Source organism: Hoeflea sp. AS16 (genome assembly GCF_038900095.1).
In the GTDB taxonomy this organism is placed as follows: domain Bacteria; phylum Pseudomonadota; class Alphaproteobacteria; order Rhizobiales; family Rhizobiaceae; genus Hoeflea.
Genome location: NZ_JBBMQQ010000003.1, coordinates 275,066 through 293,223, shown reverse-complemented (window position 1 = coordinate 293,223; position 18,158 = coordinate 275,066). Strand labels below are relative to the sequence as shown.

Below are 18,158 nucleotides of genomic sequence, written 5' to 3'. Positions count from 1 at the left end.
CCTTTTCTGAAACAGTGTCATGCCCAGTCGCGGCAGACATATTTGACGTCGGTGAATGCTTCCATGCCAAGGCGTGAGCCCTCGCGTCCAAGTCCGGATTGTTTCATGCCGCCGAAGGGGATCGGTGCACCGGTCACCTTGGTCCGGTTGACCGCAACCATGCCGAATTGCAGCGTCCGGCTTGCCCGGTAGATCCGGCGTGGATCCTGTGTGTGCAGGTAGGCCACGAGACCATATTCGGTGTCATTGGCGGTCTTCAGAACCTCTTCCTCGCTGTCGAAGGGTGCGATCGCCGCGACCGGCCCGAAGGTTTCCTCGTGCATGATCAGCGCATCAGCCGGCACATCCGCAAGCACGGTTGGCTGGAAGAACAGCTCACCGGCATCGTGGCGCTTGCCGCCGGTGAGCAGGCGCGCGCCCTTGGAAATGGCGTCCGCCACGTGCTGTTCCTGCTTGGCCACCGCGCTTTCATTCATCAGCGGCCCGATATCGGGATCATCCGTGGCAATGCCGACCGACAGCCGTGATGCAGCCTCGGCGAAGCGGGTGCAGAATGCGTCATAGACCGGGCGCTCGACGAAAAAGCGGTTGGCGCCAAGGCAATCCTGGCCGGATGTGGCGAACTTTGCCTTGATGGCTTCCTCGACGGCCAGATCGAGATTGGCGTCAGCAAACAGGATGAACGGGGCATGGCCGCCGAGTTCCAGAACCAGCCGTTTCACCGTATCCGCGCTCTGCCTGTAGAGCAGCTTGCCGATTTCCGTCGAGCCGGTGAAGGAAACGGCCCGGACGCGCCTGTCCTGCATCCAGGGTTCGACAACCACGGGAGCTTGGCCTGTGACAACGTTGAAGGTACCCGCAGGAAAACCTGCACGTTCGGACAGTTCAGCCAGCGCCAATGCCGAAAAGGGTGTTTCCGCGGACGGATGCGCCACGACGGTGCAACCGGCGGCCAGCGCCGCGCTTGCCTTGCGGGTGAGCATTGCCGAGGGAAAGTTCCACGGTGTGATCAGGGCCGCGACGCCCACCGGCTCGCGCCAGATCTCGACTTCCGCATCGGGCAGATGCGACGTCACGCTTTCGATGTTGGGGCGCTTGGCTTCTTCGGCAAAGAACTCGACGAAGGATGCGCCGTAGTCGATTTCGCCGCGCGCCTCGGAAATCGGCTTGCCCTGTTCCAGCGCCATGAGAAGCGAGAGATCCTCCTTGTGCTCGAGGATCAACTCGTACCAGCGCCGCAGAATGGCCGAGCGCTGTTGCGGCAACAAGTGCGACCATGTTCCAAAGGCTTGCTGGGCAGCGTCGACCGCCAGGGCGCTGTCGCTTGCCGACAGGCTTGCGACATCACCCAGGTGACTGCCGTCGGCGGGATTGGTGACGGCAAACATCTGGGACGATGTTCCCGCCGTCCAGCGTCCGCCGATATAGGAGAAACCCCGAAACAGGGCCGGGTCGGAAAGCTCGAACTGCGTCGTTCTGAATTGGGACTGAACAATGGACACTGTGGTGCTCTCGGGTTGGTTGGGCTGCCCAGAGCGTAACCAGCCATCGGCAGAGAAAATCTCTGATGCGCCCGGCCTTGCCAGACGGTTCATCCGTTTTTTCGCGCCCGGCGGTCTATTTCGTCTTCAGTCCCGGCGCCGTCAGGATGTCGAAGGGCGGCACGGTCGAGTGCTTGACCGGCTTGGTGACGATATAGGTGAAGTAGCGCGCCAGCCCCGCGCGGCGGGCCAGCAGGTCGTCGATCAGCCGCTGGTAACTGTCGATGTCGCGGGTGATGACGTGCAGCAGGTAATCGAAGCCGCCGCCCAGCGCCCAGCACGACATGATCTCGTCATAGCCGGCGATGGCCTGCTCGAAAGCCTGGAATGTCGCCGAGCGATGATTGTCCAGTTCGGCCATGACGAACACGGAAACCTGCGGGCCGACATGCTTGAGCTCGATATCGGCGTGATAGCCGGAGATGATGCCGGCCTTTTCCAGTCGGCTCAGGCGTTCCCAGCACGGCGTTGGGCTGAGATTGACCCGTTTGGCCAGCTCGGATTTGGAAATCCGGCCTTCCCGCGACAGGGTGGCGAGGATCTTTATGTCACGGTCATCGAGTTTGATTGGGGCCATGTCCGTGACTTTTGATTGAGCATTGGGGGGTTGTCAATTTCTATGATTGGGGCCATCAGTATATCATGACAATCTGGCCACCAAAACCGCAAGACCTTCGCCGTCCCGCCTACAAGTCACTTGCAGATGTGCTGGTGCGCGCCGTGGATGCAGGTGAATTGCGCAGCGGTGACCGCTTGCCGACGCACCGCACGCTTGCCTATGATCTCGGCCTCAGCGTGCAGACGGTCAGCCGCGCCTATGATGAACTCATACGCCGCGGTTTCATTGCCGGCGAGGTCGGGCGCGGCACCTTTGTCCGCGCCGGTCGCAGCGACACCAAGCCCCCGTTTGTCCCCGACAGCCACAACGGGGAGTTCATCGATTTTTCCATTCTGATGCCGGTCTTCGAGCCCTTGCACCTGGATGAGATGCAGCGCGCGCTGACCCGTCTCGGAACCGATCTGCCGACGTCGGCGGTGTCGGCTTTCCGGCCGTCCACGGCGCTGCGCAAATACAATGCGGCTGCCGGAAAATGGCTGACCCTGTGCGGGGTGAACCCGTCGTCGCAAGGGCTGCTGATCACCAATGGCAACACATCGGCGATGACGATCGCGCTGATGACGGTGGCCAGTTCCGGCGATCTTGTCGTCACCGAGGAACTGGGCCATCACACGCTCAAGGCGCTTTCGCGCTATCTCGGATTGCGGATCCAGGGGCTGGAAATTGACCGGGAGGGCGTGGTTCCCGGCGCTTTCGCCGCGGCTTGCGAAAAATCGCAGGTCAAGGCCATCTACCTGCTGCCGACCGGCCTCAACCCGCAGGCGGCGACGATGTCGCTCGAAAGACGCCGGGAACTGGTCGAGATTGCGCGCCGTTACGATGTTCTCATCATAGAGAATGACGCCTGGGGGCCGTTGCAGCCCGACAGGCCGGATCCGATCGCGGCCATCGCACCGGAGCGGACTTTCTATTTCACCAGCCTGACCAAGTGCATCATGCCGGGTCTGCGGTTCGGTTTCCTGACCATGCCGGAAGCTTTTGAATCGGCAGCCGCCAACCGGCATCTTGTGACCAACTGGATGGCCACGCCGCTGATGGCGGAAATCGGCAGCCGCTGGATTGATGACGGGACCGCGGAGCGTTTGCTGCAATGGCAGATGAATGCGCTGGGCAAACGCAATCAGCTGGCCGCTGAAGTTCTCGCCGACATTCCGTTCAATGCCAGCGCCAACGGCATGCATGTCTGGCTTCCCACGCCCGGTTCATGGACCGAGGACGGGTTCGTGGCCCATGCGCGGCTGAACGGGGTCGCGGTAGCGCCGGGATCAGCCTTTGCCATGTCCGAAACCGTTGCCAGGCGCGGCATTCGCATCTGCCTGGGGGCAGAGACCGATCAGACCCTCGAGCGCGGGCTGACAGTGATTTCGCGGCTTGCCCGCAGCAATCCCGAGCCGGCGTTGCTGACGCTCTGAATCCTGATTTCCCGGCTCCGCGTTTGCGCCGAAGAGGGGGCGTGATTTTCTCTGTTTATTGTCATGATTTAATAATGACGTTGACTCTTTATTGTCCCTGTTTAAGCTTCCAGAAATCATAACAATAACGAAGTGGGGGAACCGGTTTCACACCATTCCACTCACTCATCCAAAGAGGGTCGGGTATTTGCGGCATCGGAAGCCTCGGTTTTCCAGCCGTCCCGCACGAATTTTACCGGCTGTGTTGCCGGAGATTGAAGTGAACAGAAAACCAATAAGAGAGGAACTGAATATGAAACCTGCAATCCGTAATTTCCTGGGTGGCGTGGCCGCTGTAGCCCTGATGGCCGGCGCAACGATTTCCGCACAGGCTGCCGACTGGAAGTACGCATTCGAAGAATCCCTGACCGAAGTTCAGGGGGTCTATGCAACGAAATTCAAGGAGGCCGTCGAGGCCAATTCCGATCATACGATCCAGCTGTTTCCTTACGGAACGCTGGGCGAATCCGCCGATATCATGGAGCAGGCGCAGGCCGGCATTCTCCAGTTCGTCGACCAGTCTCCCGGCTTCACCGGCGCGCTGATCCCGGAAGCGCAAGTCTTCTTCGTGCCCTACCTGCTGCCGACCGACCAGGCGCACCTGGCCCGGTTCTACAAGGAGAGCAAGGCCATCAACGAAGACTTCCAGGGCCTGTATGCAAATCAGGGCCTCGAGCTTCTGGTGATGTTCCCTGAAGGCGAAGTGGCAATGACCACAAAGGAACCTGTCAGGAGCTGCGCCGACCTCAACGAGGTCAAGTTCCGCGTCATGACCAACCCGCTTCTGGTTGAATCCTACAAGGCGTTTGGCGCCACCCCGACACCGCTTCCGTGGGGCGAGGTCTATGGCGGCCTGCAGACCAACATCATCCAGGGCCAGGAAAACCCGACCTTCTACCTGTACTCGACAGGCATCTACGAGGTGACCGATTACATCACCTACACCGGCCACAACAACTTCACGACTGCCGTGATGGCCAACAAGGACTTCTTTGATGGTCTTGGCGATGCCGACAAGAAGGTTATCGAGGACGCTGCGGCCTCGGCCTATGACTACATCGTCGAATACCAGAAGGGTCTGGCTGAAAGCGAGCTGAAGAAGATCAAGGAAGCCAAGCCGGAAATGACCATCACGGTGCTTTCGGAAGAGGAGCGCGCCTGCTTCAAGGCTGCTTCCGGCGAGGTTGAGGCCAAGTTTATCGAGATGACCGGTGACAGCGGCAAGGCGATCCTCGATCAGCTGAAGGCCGATCTGGAAGCCACCAAAGGCTGATCCCTCGGCGGATCACAGGTTTGAGCACTCCGGAGGCCACATTCTCGTGGTCTCCGGGTCAGTCAACCGACCAGCCCGGAGGCGGCCTTGGACGATTTGAAGGAAGTTAACCCGCATGAGTCGTCGTTGCCCGGCGTGCTGGGCGTGATTGATTCAACCATCAGCCGGATCGAATCCGTGCTGCTCGCTGCGGGCGTGCTGCTGATGGCTTTCAATACGATTGCCAATGTGGTGGGCCGGTTCGTGTTTCAGCACAGCCTGTTCTTCTCCGAGGAACTCAACCGGATCCTCATTATCCTGATCACCTTTGCGGGCATCAGCTATGCCGCCCGCCAGGGCCGGCACATCCGCATGTCGGCGATCTATGACGCATTGCCGCCTCCGGTGCGCAAGGGCTTCATGGTGCTGATTGCGACTGTCACCGCGGTGACGATGTTTGCGCTTTGCTATTTTTCCCTGGGCTATATCGCCAAGGTTGCCACTTCGGGCCGCGTGCTGCCGTCACTGCAGTTGCCGGTCTACTGGATCTTCCTTTGGGTGCCGGTCGGCTTCTTCATGACCGGTCTGCAATACGCACTGACCGCCATCAAGAACATCGTCTCCAAGGACATCTACCTCTCGACACGTGTGCTCGAAGGGTATGACGAAGACGAACTCGAGATTTGAGGGAAGACGAGACATGGCCCTGACCATATTCCTGATCATGATCGTTTTGCTGCTTCTCGGCTTCCCGATGATGATTCCGCTGCTTGTCGCCACGTTTACCGGCTTCGTCTTCATGTTCGGCGATCTGGGCAAGATGGACTTCATGGTCCAGCAGATGATCGCCGGCATCCGGCCGGCATCGCTGATCGCCGTGCCGATGTTCATTCTCGCCGCCGACATCATGACCCGCGGCCAGTCGGCCAACCGGCTGATCGACATGGTGATGAAGTTCGTCGGTCACATCAAGGGCGGACTTGCAGTCAGCACCGCCGCCGCCTGCACCCTGTTTGGCGCCGTCTCCGGCTCGACCCAGGCGACGGTTGTCGCCGTCGGCTCGCCGCTCAGGCCGCGCATGCTCAAGGCCGGCTACAAGGATTCCTTCGTGCTGGCGCTGATCATCAACGCATCCGATATCGCGTTCCTCATCCCGCCCTCGATCGGCATGATCATCTACGGCGTGATTTCCAGCACCTCGATTTCCGAATTGTTCATCGCCGGAATCGGTCCCGGCCTGCTGTTGCTGGTGCTGTTTTCCGCCTACAGCATGATCTATGCCACCATCAACAATGTGCCGACCGAGCCGAAGGCCAGCTGGGCCGAACGCGGCGAATCGGTCAAGCGCGCGATCTGGCCGCTGGGCTTCCCGGTCATCATCGTCGGCGGCATTTACGGCGGCATTTTCAGTCCCACCGAAGCCGCCGCGGCCTGTGTGCTTTATGCCATCATCCTGGAATTTGTCGTTTTCAGGTCGTTGAACCTGCCCGACATCTACCGGATCGCCAAGTCGACGGGCCTGATCACGGCCGTTGTCTTCATTCTGGTCGGCGCTGGTGCGGCGTTTTCCTGGGTGATCTCCTTTGCACAGGTACCGCAGGCCATCCTTGCAGCCGTCGGTGTCGCCGACATGGGCCCCAAGGGGGTGCTGGCGGTGATCTCGATCGCATTCTTCATCGGCTGCATGTTTGTCGATCCGATCGTCGTCATCCTGATCCTGGTTCCGATCTTCGCCCCGGTGGTCAAGTCGGTCGGTCTAGACCCGGTACTGGTCGGCACCATCATCACGCTTCAGGTGGCGATAGGGTCGGCAACACCGCCATTCGGATGCGACATCTTCACGGCAATTGCGATCTTCAAGAGACCCTATATCGAGGTGATCCGCGGGATATTCCCGTTCACCCTGATCCTGCTGTGTGTCTCTGTCGCGCTCATTTATTTCCCGCAGATCGCGTTGTTCCTGCGCGACCTCGCATTCCGTTGATGGGGTGGTAGTCCGATGTTTGAACGAATCCTGGTTGCGGTCGATGGCTCCGAAGGCTCCAAGAAGGCCTTGCGAGTGGCAGCAAAGCTGCAACAGACCTGCGACAGTGAACTGCTGATTCTGACCGTGTTCCGACACCATTCGCTGCTCGAGGCATCGATGTCGATGGTGCGGCCGGATGACCCGGAAAGCCTCGACGATTCAATGCGTGCCTATGCCAAGGAGGTCGCCGAGGACGCCAAGGCGATTGCCGCCGAGTGCGGTGCAGGCAAGGTCCGGGCCTTCGTCAAAGCCGGCCAGCCGGCGCGCACCATCGTCAAGTTCGCCGAAGACCACAAGTCCGATCTGATCATCGTTGGCAGCCGCGGTCAGGGCGACATGCAGGGATTCCTGCTGGGAAGCGTTTCCCACAAGGTCACCAGTCTGGCCTCGATCCCGGTGATGGTGGTCTAGCAGCAGTTCAATCAGGGCAGGAAATGGCCCCACCAAGGGGCAGGGAGTCGACGCATGAATGCCATCAATGTGTCCCGTTCGCACGAGACCGTCCGCTTCAACGACGCCGGCGCAACGGTCAGGCTCGGCCTTATTGCGCTCGCCACTGATCTGACGAGCGAGCGGGACCTGTACCGGCAGCTGCCGCAAACCGGTGTTTCCATCCACGTCACACGGGTAGCCTACGAGAACCCGACGACGCCCGAAAACCTGCGCAAGATGGCGCCCCGGCTGACCGAGGCCGCGGGTCTGCTCAAGCCGCTGCAGCCGCTTCGGGCGATCTGCTACAGCTGCACCGCCGCCTCTGTCGCCATCGGTGACGACGCGGTCAGGGCCTCGATTCAAGCCGGTGCGGGAGATGTGCCGGTGGTGACGCCTTCAGGGGCTGCGCGGATGGCCTTCGCGGCACTCGCGGTCCGGCGCATTGCAATCCTCACTCCCTACGTGGTCGAGACCACCGAGCCGATGGCGGCCTATTTCCTCAAGCACGGCATGGAGCTCTCGGGCGTTCAATGCCTCGGCCTTGAAGACGATCGCGACATGGCGCGGGTCAGCGACCAGACCATCATCAATGCCGCGATGGCGGTTGATACCCCAGATGCGGAAGCGCTGTTTCTGTCCTGCACCGGCCTGCCTGCAATCAATGTCATCGCCGAGCTCGAGCGGCGCACCGGCAAGCCGGTCGTCACCTCCAACCAGGCAAGCGCCTGGGCGATGGCGCGGCTTGGCGGGTTTGCCGGTCACCGCCCGGCCGCATTCGGCAGGCTGTTCGAATGTGCCTTGCCCGAGAACGCTTTTGGCGAGGCGGCATGACCATGACCCAGCCCCAGTCCTTTGTTGATCTCGGTGAAATCGAGCGCGCGCGCGACGCGATTTCAGGCACGGTGCGGATGACGCCGGTCAATCTCTCGCCCTCGCTCTCCACTCTCGCCGGTGTTCCGGTGCATTTGAAACTGGAGCACACGCAACTGACCGGCAGTTTCAAGCTGCGCGGCGCGACAAACGCGGTGGCCTCACTGACCGAGGGGGAAAAACGCCGCGGTGTCGTCGGCGTGTCGACCGGCAACCACGGGCGCGGCCTTGCCTTTGCTGCAAAGGCTGCCGGGGTGAAATGCATCATCTGCATGTCACGGCTCGTTCCGCAGGCGAAGATCGACGGCATCAAGGCGCAGGGCGCCGATGTCCGGATCATAGGCAGTTCGCAGGACGAAGCGCAGCTGGAGGTTGACCGCCTGGTTGCCGAAGACGGCATGACCATGATCCCGCCCTTCGATCATCGAAAAATCATTGCAGGACAGGGAACGGTTGCTCTCGAAGTGCTCGAACAGGTGCCAGATGCAGCCACCGTTCTTGTGCCCTTGTCCGGTGGAGGGCTGATATCGGGCGTCGCGGCGGCGCTGAAGGCCTCCCGTCCGGATGTCCGGGTCGTCGGGATTTCTATGGAGCGTGGCGCGGCGATGCATGCCTGCCTCAAGGCCGGCAAGCCGGTTCTCGTCGAGGAATTGCCGACATTGGCCGATTCGCTGGGTGGCGGCATCGGTCTCGACAACCGGCTGACATTCGCCATGACACGCGATCTGGTCGACGACGTCATCCTGGTCACCGAAGCCGAAATCGCCGCCGCCATCCGCCACGCCTATTGGCAGGAACGGCAGATCATCGAGGGATCCGGCTCCGTCGGCATTGCCGCCCTGCTTGCCCGCAAGATCGAAAGCCCTGGCCCGGTCGTCGCTATCCTCAGCGGCGGCAATATCGACATGAACCAGCACCATCGCATCATCTCCGGCGAGGATGTTGATGTTACCCAAGAGGCAGCGTGACATGACCGACATCAAGATCCTGACCGAGGCGGATTTGCGCAGCCTGGTGAAGCTCGATCTTGATGCTGTCGATTGTGTCGAGCAGGCTTTTGCCGCGCTTGCGACCGGTAACGTGGTGATGCCGCCGATCCTCTCCATGGCGATCGCGCCGTTCAATGGCGAGGTCGACGTCAAGACCGCGTTCGTGCCGGGCATTGACAGCTTCGCCATCAAGATTTCGCCCGGCTTTTTCGACAATCCGAAAATCGGCCTGCCGAGCACATCCGGCCTGATGGTGCTGTTCTCGGCCAAAACCGGAATGCTCGAGGCGCTGCTGCTCGACAATGGCTATCTGACCGACGTCCGCACCGCTGCGGCGGGAGCGGTCGCGGCCCGTCATCTGTCGCGCGCTGATGCCTCCACCGCCTGTATTCTGGGAGCGGGCTGTCAGGGCAAGCTGCAGCTCAAGGCGCTCTGTTTGATTCGCCCCATCACGTCCGCCACGATCTGGGCGCGGGATCCTGAAAAGGCCAGGGCAGCCGCGTCTGAAATGACGCAGGAACTCGGCATCGAGGTCACGGCTGCAACCGATCTGGCCGGGGCGGTCGCAAAGGCCGATGTGATCGTGACGACCACGCCTGCCTCGCAACCCATCCTGCAGGCCGGGTGGCTCAAACCGGGCCAGCATGTCACGGCCATGGGATCGGATCAGGACCACAAGAACGAACTTGATCCGGCCTGTTTCGGCAAGGCCGACCTCTATGTCGCCGACCGTCTCAGCCAGACCCGCAGCCTGGGCGAACTGCGGTCCGCCATCGCGGCGGGAATCGTGGCGCCCGATGCCGAATTCGCCGAACTCGCCATGATCGTTGCCGGCCATGCCCTTGGCCGTTTGTCCGATACCGCCATCACCATTGCCGACCTGACCGGGACCGGAATCCAGGACACCGCAATCGCCACCTTTGCCAGCATGCGCGCGCTCGCCGCCGGTGCCGGCACAGACTTCTCAAACTGAAATCTCACCCAGAAAGGAAAATCCCCCCGAATGTCCGCGCCAGTTCTCAATTTCAGCCGGGACGAATATTCGCAGCGCGTTGCCAAGACGCGGACTGCCATGGCTGCTGCAGGTGTCGATGTCATCATTGTTTCCGACCCGTCCAACATGGCCTGGCTGACCGGTTATGACGGCTGGTCGTTCTATGTTCATCAGTGCGTGGTGGTTGGTCCCGACGGAGATCCGGTCTGGTTCGGGCGCGGTCAGGACGCAAACGGCGCGCGGCGCACCTCCTGGCTCTCCGACAGCACGATCATCGGCTATCCGGACAATTATGTTCAGTCGACCGAGCGGCACCCGATGGACTACCTGTCGGCCAAGATCAGCGAGCGGGGCTGGGGCAACAAGCGCATCGGCGTGGAGATGGACAATTACTGGTTCTCGGCAGCAGCCTTTGCCTCGCTGCAGAGGCACCTGCCCAATGCCCGGTTCTCCGATACCACCGCGCTGGTCAACTGGCAGCGCGCGGTCAAGTCCAGCCAGGAACTTGACTACATGCGCAAGGCGGCGCGGCTGGTCGAGCGGATGCACCAGACGATTTTCGACAAATGCGAACCCGGCTACCGCAAGTGCGATCTGGTGGCAGACATCTACGAAGCCGGCCTGCGCTATGATGACGGGCTCGGTTTTGGCGGCGACTATCCGGCAATCGTGCCGTTGCTGCCCTCGGGCGCGGATGCTTCCGCGCCGCACCTGACCTGGGACGACAAGCCGATGAAAACCGGCGAGGGCACGTTCTTCGAGATCGCCGGCGTTTACAAGCGTTACCATTGCCCGCTGTCGCGCACGGTGTTCCTGGGCAAGCCGACCCAGACCTTCATCGATGCCGAGAAGGCCGTGCTTGAAGGCATGGAGGCCGGACTCGAGGCCGCCAGGGCAGGCAATCTGTGCGAGGACATCGCCATCGCCTTCTTCGCGGTCCTGAACAAATACGGAATCACCAAGGACAACCGCACCGGCTATCCGATCGGGCTGTCCTATCCGCCGGATTGGGGCGAGCGTACGATGTCACTGCGTCCGGGCGACAAGACCGTGCTTGAAGAGAACATGACATTTCACTTCATGACCGGGCTGTGGATGGATGACTGGGGCTTCGAGATTACCGAGAGCATCGTCATCGGGGCGAACGGGCCGGAATGCCTGGCCGATGTTCCACGCCGGCTTTACGTGAAGGATTGAAACATGCCCGCCAATCCAATCACGCCCACCATTCCGCTCAACGAAGACGGAGAGCATCACGGCTTTCTGCGTCTGCCTTACAGCCGCGACGATTCCGCCTGGGGCTCGGTGATGATCCCGATCACCGTGATCAAGAACGGCACCGGTCCGACAGCACTGCTGACCGGCGCCAATCATGGGGATGAATACGAAGGCCCTGTCGCGTTGATGGACCTCGCCGTCAGCTTGAAGGCCGGGGATATCGAGGGCCGGGTGATCATCGTACCGGCCATGAACTATCCGGCATTCCGGGCGGGAACCCGCACGTCCCCGATTGACCGGGGCAACATGAACCGGTCATTTCCCGGTTCGCCAAGTGGCACGGTCACGGAGAAGATTGCGGACTATGTCCAGACGGTTCTGCTGCCGGAGGCGAGCATCGTTCTCGACTTCCATTCAGGCGGCAAGACGCTGGATTTCATTCCCTTCGCATCCGCCCATGTGCTGGAAAACAAGCAGCAGCAGGCCGCCTGTGTGGCCGCGGTCGACGCGTTCAACGCGCCCTACTCGATGATCATGCTCGAGATCGACAATGTCGGCATGTATGACACCAGCGTCGAGGATCAGGGCAAGACCTTTGTCACCACCGAGCTCGGCGGCGGCGGCACCTCGACGGCCTATTCCAACGGCATTGCCAAGAAGGGTGTCCGCAACGTGCTCAAGCATGCGGGGATCATGAAGGGCGAACTCGAGATTGCCGCCTCGGTGATGCTCGACATGCCCGATGATGACTGCTTTGTCTTTTGTGAAGACGATGGCCTGTTCGAGGCAATGAAGGATCTGGGCGACCGCGTCGAGGAGGGCGAGATCGTCGCCCGTGTCTGGCCGACGGACCGGACCGGCCGGCCGGCGGTCGCCTATCGGGCCAGACGTTCCGGCATCATGGTGTCGCGGCATTTTCCCGGACTGATCAAGTCCGGCGACTGCATGGTGGTGGTGGCAACTGTGGTGAGTGAACTCAGGTCCTGAAATCACTCCGCCTGCCGCATCTGACCGGGCTGGAAAGCGCTGTCTTTCCGGCCCGGCTCATGACGACAGGTATGATGGCAGCCACAGCGTGATCTCGGGCCACAGAAGAACGGCCGTCAGCCCCAGCAACTGCAACACCACGAAGGGAATGATGCCGCGATAGATGGTCCCGATGGTCACGCCTTCCGGCGCGATGCCTCTGAGATAGAACAGCGCGTAGCCGAAAGGCGGCGTCAGGAACGAGGTCTGCAGGTTGACCGAGAGAGCCACCGCGAACCAGATCAGCGTCTGTTCCGGTGTCAGGCCGAAATCAAGTCCGGCGACAATCGGGGCAACGATGGGCACGACGACCAGGGTGATCTCGACCCATTCGAGAAAGAAACCGAGCACGAAGACCAGCAGCATGATTGTCAGAAGCACCGCATAAGGCCGTTCGCCATGTACGGAGAAGGCGTCGATGATCATCTGGTCGCCGCCGAGTTTGCGGAAGATGACGCTGAAAATGGTCGCGCCGATCATGACAAAGATGATCATTGCGGTGGTCTTGGTGGTGTCGAGAAGGGCGCTGGCAAAACCGGCAAGGTTGAGCTGACGCGAGAGAATTGCCAGAACCATGGCGCCTGCCGCGCCAATGGCTGCGGATTCGGTCGGAGTGGCAACGCCGGTGACGATGGTGCCGAGCACCGAGACGATCAGGATGACGGGCGCCAACAGGTCGCGGGTCAGGTCAAACACCACTTTCCACAACGGGTCGGTATTGGCTTCTTCGCGGGACGCAGGCATGCGCGAGGGCTGAAAGACGGCCACGAAGATGAGGTATGCCAGGTACAGGCTTCCCAGCAGCAAGCCCGGCCCAACCGCACCCATGAACAGATCACCCACGGAGACCCGCATCTGGTCGCCGAGCACGATCAGCATGATGCTGGGGGGTATGAGGATCCCCAAGGTGCCGCTGGCGGCAATAAGGCCGGTGGAGATCTTGGGATCGTAGCCGTTCTTGAGCATGGTCGGCAGCGCCATCATGCCCATCAGCACGACGGATGCGCCGATGATGCCGGTGGAGGCAGCCATGACGATGCCGATGATCGCGACCGCGAAGGCATAGCCGCCGGGCATGCCGCGAAACAGTGCCGCCAGCGAGCGCAGCAGACGCTGCGCGACGCCGGAGCGTTCCAGCATCAGGCCCATGAAGACGAACAGCGGGATCGCGATCAGCAGCCAGTTGGTCAGCACGCCCGAATAGATGCGCGACACGCCAAGCGAAAGAAACAGCATCGGCACGTCGCCGAAATAGGCGAAAATCAGGCCGATCCCCGCCAGCACGAAAGCAACCGAGTATCCCGTGAAAATGCCGGCCATCAACCCGACCAGCATCAGGATTGGCAACAAGTAAGCGTCAGTCATGTGGCTGTTCACTGTTCATGAGGGAAGGGCGCATCAGTTGCCTTGCGGTGTCGATCGCGCGGAAAATCGCGCAGAGGCCGAGCAGGGAAAACGAAACCGGGATCATCGCCTTGATCACCCAGCGGTCGAGCATGCCGCCATAGGTCGACCCCTCACCGGTGGCGAAGGCCTTGACGGCAAAACCGTAACCGTACCAGGCGATGACAATGCAGAACGGCAGCAGAAACACGAGGTCCCCGAACATCCGCACCGCCAGTTGCACGCGCGGCGACAGCGATGAGGAAAACACGTCGACGGCAACATGACTGTTGTCACGGAATGCAAGCACGCCGCCGAACAGCACCATCAGCGAGAAGATATGCCATTGCAGGTCAAGCAGGGTGTTCACCGTGATCGCCTTGCCGACAAGCGGCAGCGGCTCTGACCATTCCGCCAGCACGTTGATGCCGTACTGTGCCGCGATCACCGTCAGGCAGACGCTGACGATCAGCGGCACAACCAGCCAGCCAACCAGCCTGCCCGGCAGCGTGCACACGTCCTGAAGACGTTCGAGGATATTGCTCATCACCGTGCTTCCCAGTGTTCAGGGTTTCCCAGAGTTCAGGCTTGCGGCCAATGGGGTAATCAAGACAAAGCGCACCCCGACATTGCGGGCCGGGATGCGCTCTTGAAGTCAAATCAGCAAATATATGTCGCTGCTGACTATTTTGCCGGGATGGCCTGCAGCCGTTCCCATTCGCCAACGCGGTCCATGTAAGCCGTAAGCGATTCGTAGGCTTCCTTGAAGATCGGGTCGTTGGCGGCTTCTTCCGTCAGGACCGTTTCTGCTTCGGTGCGGATGGCTGCCAGCACTTCATCGGGGAACCGGCGGATCTGAACGCCGGCTTCGCGGATAGTGGCAATCGCATCGGCCTGTGCATTCAACTGGTCACCCAGGTTGAAGGTGATGTTGGCCTTGCAGGCTTCGACCATGATGTTCTGCACGTCTTCGCTGAAACCGTTCCAGACATCCATGTTGATGATGATCGAATCCCAGCTTGAAGGCTGATGCCAGCCCGGGAAGTAATAGTTCTTCACCACCTTCTGGAAGCCGAAGCCGAGGTCGAGCTGCGGAGCCGAAAACTCGGTGGCGTCGATGCGGCCGGTTTCGAGCGAGACATAGATCTCGCCGGCAGGAACCAGCTGGGTGTTGGCGCCAAGCCGCGCCAGCGTCTTGCCGCCAAGGCCGGCAATGCGCATGTTCAGGCCCTTGAAGTCCTCAACCGTGTTGATTTCCTTGTTGAACCAGCCACCGGCTTCGGGAACGACAAGATGGCACGGGATGACTTTGACGCCATGCGGATCGTAGGCCTTCTGGATGATCTCCATCCCGCCGCCTTCGAACATCCACGCAAGCGCGACATCGGGGGTCGGGCCGAAGGGCATCGAGCCGATCAGGTTGGCGACCGGAATGGTGCTGGCCCAGTAACCGATCCAGTCAAATCCCATCGGCAGCGCGCCGGAGCTGACAGCGCCGAACACTTCGAACGGCGGAACAAAATCGCCCGAGCCGTGAACCTTGATGTCGATGTCGCCACCGGTCATCAGCTTGACACGTTCTGCCCATTTGACAGGGCTCGGTCCGATCGAGGGAACCTGCAGGCCGAACACGCTCTGCAGATCGAAGCTCTCGGCCATTGCCGGAGCGGCAGACATCATCGCAACCGCCATGGTTGCAGCGCCAATCGTTTTTCTCATGTGAAACCTCCCTGAGTAATTCTTGTTGGTGGCAGATCATCCTGCACACCGGACCTCCGTTTAGATGGCGTGTCGAATTTTCCGACAAGCGCTTGTCCTTGAGAAGTATTATCTATAATCAAACGAATTAGCAATAACCTAATTTGGAGCGATCATGCAGGATTTGAATGGAGCGATATCCGTCGTCACCGGTGCCGGACAGGGCAACGGCCGGTCAATCGCCATCGGATTGGCACGCGCCGGAGCGCGGCTTGCATTGTGCGACCTGAACGAGGACCTGGTAGAGGAAACGGCTGCCATGATCCGTGCCGACAATGGTGTTGCGATCAGCCGCCGGGCCGATGTCAGTGATCGCAAGCAGTGTGAGGAATTTGCCCGGATCGTTGCCACCGAACTCGGAGACGCCGAAATTCTGGTCAACAATGCGGGCATTATCCGCCGCCATGGAATTGGCGATGCGGATTTTGACCAGCACTGGGATGCAACCTTCCGCGTCAATGTCGACGGCACCAAGAACATGACGCTGGCCTTCGTGCCGCAGCTGGAAAAGACCGCCGGCCGCATCGTCAATCTTGCATCGATCATGTCGCTGGCCGCAGGCCCCGGCATTCCTGCCTATGTCGCCAGCAAGGGTGCCATAGGGCAGTTCACCAAGGCCCTGGCGCACGAGCTTGCCCCGCGCGGTATCCGGGTCAACGCGCTTGCGCCGGGTGTGATCGATACCCCGATGACCGAAACCACCCGCGCCAATGATGCCGCCATTTCGCGCTTCATGATGCACACGCCGCTTGGCCGCACCGGCAAGCCTGAAGAACTTGTCGGCCCGGTCATTTTCCTCGCTTCGCAGATGTCGAGCTATGTCACCGGTGTGATCCTTCCTGTCGACGGCGGCTATTTGGCCGGTTGATGTCTGAAATTGCAGTAGAAAGTCATTCAATGAAAAACCATGTTTGCGACGTTCTCGTTGTCGGCTCCGGAGCCGGCGGATTGTCCAGCGCAGTTTCCGCCGCGCACCGTAATCTTGATGTTCTGGTGGTTGAGAAGGAGCCGGTCTTCGGCGGCACCACCGCGCGTTCGGGAGGCTGGATGTGGATCCCCTGCAATGCCCCGGGCAAGCGGGCCGGAGTGGAAGACAGCCCGGAAAAGGCGCGGCAATACCTGCAGCATGAAGCCGGCGAACATTTCGACGCCCGCCGTGTCGACGCCTTTCTCGAGGCCGGTCCCAAGGCGGTCGAATTCTTCGAGGAAAAGACCTCGCTGCAGTTCGATCTCGGGCCGACTTTTGCCGACTACCATCCGGACGCACCGGGCGGCATGGATGGCGGCCGTTCGATCGTGGCGCGGCCGTTCGATGGCCGCGAGCTGAAGGGTGAAATCAAGCGGCTGCGGCCGCCGCTGGCCGAGATCACCTTCCTCGGCATGATGATCGGTTCGGGCAAGGAGCTGCTGCATTTCTTCAATGTCACCCGGTCGCCGATCTCGGCGTTCTACGTTGCAAAACTGTTCCTGAAGTTCCTGCGCGACATGGCGTTTCACGGCCGCCCTATGCGGCTGATGAACGGCAACGCGCTGGTCGCACGGCTGGCCAAATCCTGTTTTGACAAGAATGTTCCGATCTGGACCCGTGCGCCCGTGCGAGAACTCATTCGCGAGGCGGACGGACGGGTGACTGGCGCCATTGTCGATACGGTGGAAGGGCCGGTCAACATCACGGCCCGTCGTGGCGTGGTGCTGGCTGCCGGCGGTTTCCCGCAGGACCCGGTGCGCAGGAAGGCCCTGTTCCCGCATGCGCCCAATGGCTATGAGCACGCCTCTCCGGCACCTCCCGGCAACACCGGAGACGGCTTGCGTCTCGGCGAGGCCATCGGCGCCACCGTCGATGATACGCTTCCCAACAGCGCTGCCTGGGTGCCGGTCTCGCGGCCGCCGCGTCCCGACGGCACGCTGGGAACATTCCCGCATTTCGTCGACCGGTCCAAGCCCGGTGTCATCGCCGTGACCCGGTCGGGCAAGCGCTTCGTCAACGAGGCCAATTCCTATCATGATTTCTGCCAGGCGATGGTGAAAACCTGCAATGAGGAGCAGGGCGAAATCTGTGCCTTCTTCATTGCCGACCACAAGACCCTGCGGAAATACGGCCTCGGCTACGTCAAGCCGAGCCCGGTTCCCTACCGCTCCCACATCCGCTCCGGCTATCTGTATGAAGGTGCCACGCTTGCCGAACTGGCGGGCAAGATCGGCGCCGACAGTGCGCAGCTCGAACGCACCGTGGCAAACTTCAACGAACATGCCCGCAACGGCGATGATCCGGAGTTTCACAAGGGCTCGACATCCTACAATCGCTCGCTGGGTGATCCCGATCACAAACCCAACCCCTGTGTGGCGCCGGTCGAACGCGGCCCGTTCTATGCAGTCAAGCTGGTGGTCGGGGACCTCGGAACCTTTGCCGGATTGCGCAGCGACGAAAACGCCCGCGTGCTCGACGAGGCCGGAAAACCAATTCCCGGTCTCTATGCCGCAGGCAATGATGCGGCCAGCATCATGGGCGGCAATTACCCCGGCGGCGGCATCACGCTCGGACCGGCAGTGACCTTTGGCTACATTGCGGCACGGCACATGTCCGGCGCCAATTCGTGAC

The 18,158-nt window shown here is 61.0% G+C and carries 17 protein-coding genes; 12 read left to right on the top strand and 5 right to left on the bottom strand.

Annotated features, from left to right (window positions below; genetic code table 11):
• Window positions 1-17: 17 nt before the first annotated feature.
• Both WNY80_RS09800 and WNY80_RS09795 read right to left on the bottom strand, forming a co-directional pair.
• Window positions 18-1,502 carry an NAD-dependent succinate-semialdehyde dehydrogenase gene (locus WNY80_RS09800; RefSeq protein WP_342887182.1) on the bottom strand — a complete coding sequence of 495 codons (1,485 nt, stop codon included), beginning with the start codon at window positions 1,500-1,502 and terminating at the stop codon, window positions 18-20.
• 115 nt (window positions 1,503-1,617) lie between these two features.
• Window positions 1,618-2,118: an Lrp/AsnC family transcriptional regulator gene (locus WNY80_RS09795; protein ID WP_342887181.1), complete on the bottom strand. Its 501-nt coding sequence runs from the start codon at window positions 2,116-2,118 to the stop codon at window positions 1,618-1,620.
• A gap of 65 nt (window positions 2,119-2,183) precedes the next feature.
• Between WNY80_RS09795 and WNY80_RS09790 the strand changes: the two genes are divergently transcribed.
• The 10 genes from WNY80_RS09790 (at window position 2,184) to doeB (ending at window position 12,379) form a co-directional block, all read left to right on the top strand.
• A complete protein-coding gene (locus WNY80_RS09790; protein WP_342887180.1) occupies window positions 2,184-3,572 on the top strand; it encodes a PLP-dependent aminotransferase family protein in 1,389 nt (462 codons plus the stop codon).
• 292 nt (window positions 3,573-3,864) lie between these two features.
• Window positions 3,865-4,884, top strand: a complete 1,020-nt coding sequence (gene dctP, locus WNY80_RS09785) for a TRAP transporter substrate-binding protein DctP (protein WP_342887179.1) — start codon at window positions 3,865-3,867, stop codon at window positions 4,882-4,884.
• Between the two features lie 87 nt (window positions 4,885-4,971).
• Window positions 4,972-5,550 (top strand): TRAP transporter small permease, encoded by a 579-nt coding sequence (locus WNY80_RS09780; RefSeq protein WP_342887178.1) that lies wholly within the window; start codon window positions 4,972-4,974, stop codon window positions 5,548-5,550.
• 13 nt (window positions 5,551-5,563) lie between these two features.
• The gene (locus WNY80_RS09775) at window positions 5,564-6,847 is read left to right on the top strand and encodes a TRAP transporter large permease (protein ID WP_342887177.1); all 1,284 of its coding nucleotides are present in this window, start codon (window positions 5,564-5,566) and stop codon (window positions 6,845-6,847) included.
• Between the two features lie 15 nt (window positions 6,848-6,862).
• On the top strand, window positions 6,863-7,300 hold the full coding sequence (locus tag WNY80_RS09770) for a universal stress protein (protein ID WP_342887176.1): 438 nt from the start codon (window positions 6,863-6,865) through the stop codon (window positions 7,298-7,300).
• A 54-nt stretch (window positions 7,301-7,354) separates the two neighbouring features.
• Entirely contained in the window at window positions 7,355-8,152 is a 798-nt protein-coding gene (locus tag WNY80_RS09765) for an aspartate/glutamate racemase family protein (protein ID WP_342887175.1), read from the top strand.
• Between the two features lie 2 nt (window positions 8,153-8,154).
• Complete coding sequence (gene eutB, locus WNY80_RS09760) at window positions 8,155-9,159, top strand: hydroxyectoine utilization dehydratase EutB (protein ID WP_342887482.1); 1,005 nt, start codon at window positions 8,155-8,157, stop codon at window positions 9,157-9,159.
• 1 nt (window position 9,160) lies between these two features.
• On the top strand, window positions 9,161-10,153 hold the full coding sequence (gene eutC, locus WNY80_RS09755) for an ectoine utilization protein EutC (RefSeq protein WP_342887174.1): 993 nt from the start codon (window positions 9,161-9,163) through the stop codon (window positions 10,151-10,153).
• Window positions 10,154-10,183: 30 nt separating this feature from the next.
• Window positions 10,184-11,371 carry an ectoine hydrolase DoeA gene (gene doeA, locus WNY80_RS09750; RefSeq protein WP_342887173.1) on the top strand — a complete coding sequence of 396 codons (1,188 nt, stop codon included), beginning with the start codon at window positions 10,184-10,186 and terminating at the stop codon, window positions 11,369-11,371.
• Window positions 11,372-11,374: 3 nt separating this feature from the next.
• Complete coding sequence (doeB, locus tag WNY80_RS09745) at window positions 11,375-12,379, top strand: N(2)-acetyl-L-2,4-diaminobutanoate deacetylase DoeB (protein WP_342887172.1); 1,005 nt, start codon at window positions 11,375-11,377, stop codon at window positions 12,377-12,379.
• Between the two features lie 57 nt (window positions 12,380-12,436).
• On the opposite strand, the gene WNY80_RS09740 is transcribed toward doeB, so the two are convergent.
• From WNY80_RS09740 to WNY80_RS09730, 3 genes are all read right to left on the bottom strand, one after another.
• Window positions 12,437-13,783, bottom strand: a complete 1,347-nt coding sequence (locus WNY80_RS09740) for a TRAP transporter large permease subunit (protein ID WP_342887171.1) — start codon at window positions 13,781-13,783, stop codon at window positions 12,437-12,439.
• Window positions 13,776-14,348, bottom strand: a complete 573-nt coding sequence (locus WNY80_RS09735; protein ID WP_342887170.1) for a TRAP transporter small permease subunit — start codon at window positions 14,346-14,348, stop codon at window positions 13,776-13,778. The genes WNY80_RS09740 and WNY80_RS09735 overlap by 8 nt, the downstream gene beginning before the upstream one ends.
• 137 nt (window positions 14,349-14,485) lie before the next feature.
• Window positions 14,486-15,520, bottom strand: a complete 1,035-nt coding sequence (locus WNY80_RS09730) for a TRAP transporter substrate-binding protein (protein ID WP_342887169.1) — start codon at window positions 15,518-15,520, stop codon at window positions 14,486-14,488.
• Between the two features lie 154 nt (window positions 15,521-15,674).
• On the opposite strand from WNY80_RS09730, the gene WNY80_RS09725 reads away from it, so the two are divergent.
• Both WNY80_RS09725 and WNY80_RS09720 read left to right on the top strand, forming a co-directional pair.
• Entirely contained in the window at window positions 15,675-16,427 is a 753-nt protein-coding gene (locus WNY80_RS09725; RefSeq protein ID WP_342887168.1) for an SDR family oxidoreductase, read from the top strand.
• Window positions 16,428-16,456: 29 nt separating this feature from the next.
• Complete coding sequence (locus WNY80_RS09720) at window positions 16,457-18,157, top strand: FAD-dependent oxidoreductase (protein ID WP_342887167.1); 1,701 nt, start codon at window positions 16,457-16,459, stop codon at window positions 18,155-18,157.
• Window position 18,158: the final 1 nt, after the last annotated feature.

Excerpts from the sequence above, each read along its gene's own strand:
- WNY80_RS09770 (WP_342887176.1), top strand. The coding sequence starts at position 6,863 with ATGTTTGAACGAATCCTGGTTGCGGTCGATGGCTCCGAAGGCTCCAAG.
- dctP (WP_342887179.1), top strand. The coding sequence starts at position 3,865 with ATGAAACCTGCAATCCGTAATTTCCTGGGTGGCGTGGCCGCTGTAGCC.
- WNY80_RS09740 (WP_342887171.1), bottom strand. The coding sequence starts at position 13,783 with ATGACTGACGCTTACTTGTTGCCAATCCTGATGCTGGTCGGGTTGATG.
- WNY80_RS09735 (WP_342887170.1), bottom strand. The coding sequence starts at position 14,348 with ATGAGCAATATCCTCGAACGTCTTCAGGACGTGTGCACGCTGCCGGGC.
- eutC (WP_342887174.1), top strand. The coding sequence starts at position 9,161 with ATGACCGACATCAAGATCCTGACCGAGGCGGATTTGCGCAGCCTGGTG.
- WNY80_RS09730 (WP_342887169.1), bottom strand. The coding sequence starts at position 15,520 with ATGAGAAAAACGATTGGCGCTGCAACCATGGCGGTTGCGATGATGTCT.
- WNY80_RS09765 (WP_342887175.1), top strand. The coding sequence starts at position 7,355 with ATGAATGCCATCAATGTGTCCCGTTCGCACGAGACCGTCCGCTTCAAC.
- WNY80_RS09775 (WP_342887177.1), top strand. The coding sequence starts at position 5,564 with ATGGCCCTGACCATATTCCTGATCATGATCGTTTTGCTGCTTCTCGGC.
- WNY80_RS09795 (WP_342887181.1), bottom strand. The coding sequence starts at position 2,118 with ATGGCCCCAATCAAACTCGATGACCGTGACATAAAGATCCTCGCCACC.
- WNY80_RS09790 (WP_342887180.1), top strand. The coding sequence starts at position 2,184 with ATGACAATCTGGCCACCAAAACCGCAAGACCTTCGCCGTCCCGCCTAC.
- eutB (WP_342887482.1), top strand. The coding sequence starts at position 8,155 with ATGACCCAGCCCCAGTCCTTTGTTGATCTCGGTGAAATCGAGCGCGCG.
- WNY80_RS09725 (WP_342887168.1), top strand. The coding sequence starts at position 15,675 with ATGCAGGATTTGAATGGAGCGATATCCGTCGTCACCGGTGCCGGACAG.
- doeB (WP_342887172.1), top strand. The coding sequence starts at position 11,375 with ATGCCCGCCAATCCAATCACGCCCACCATTCCGCTCAACGAAGACGGA.
- doeA (WP_342887173.1), top strand. The coding sequence starts at position 10,184 with ATGTCCGCGCCAGTTCTCAATTTCAGCCGGGACGAATATTCGCAGCGC.
- WNY80_RS09720 (WP_342887167.1), top strand. The coding sequence starts at position 16,457 with ATGAAAAACCATGTTTGCGACGTTCTCGTTGTCGGCTCCGGAGCCGGC.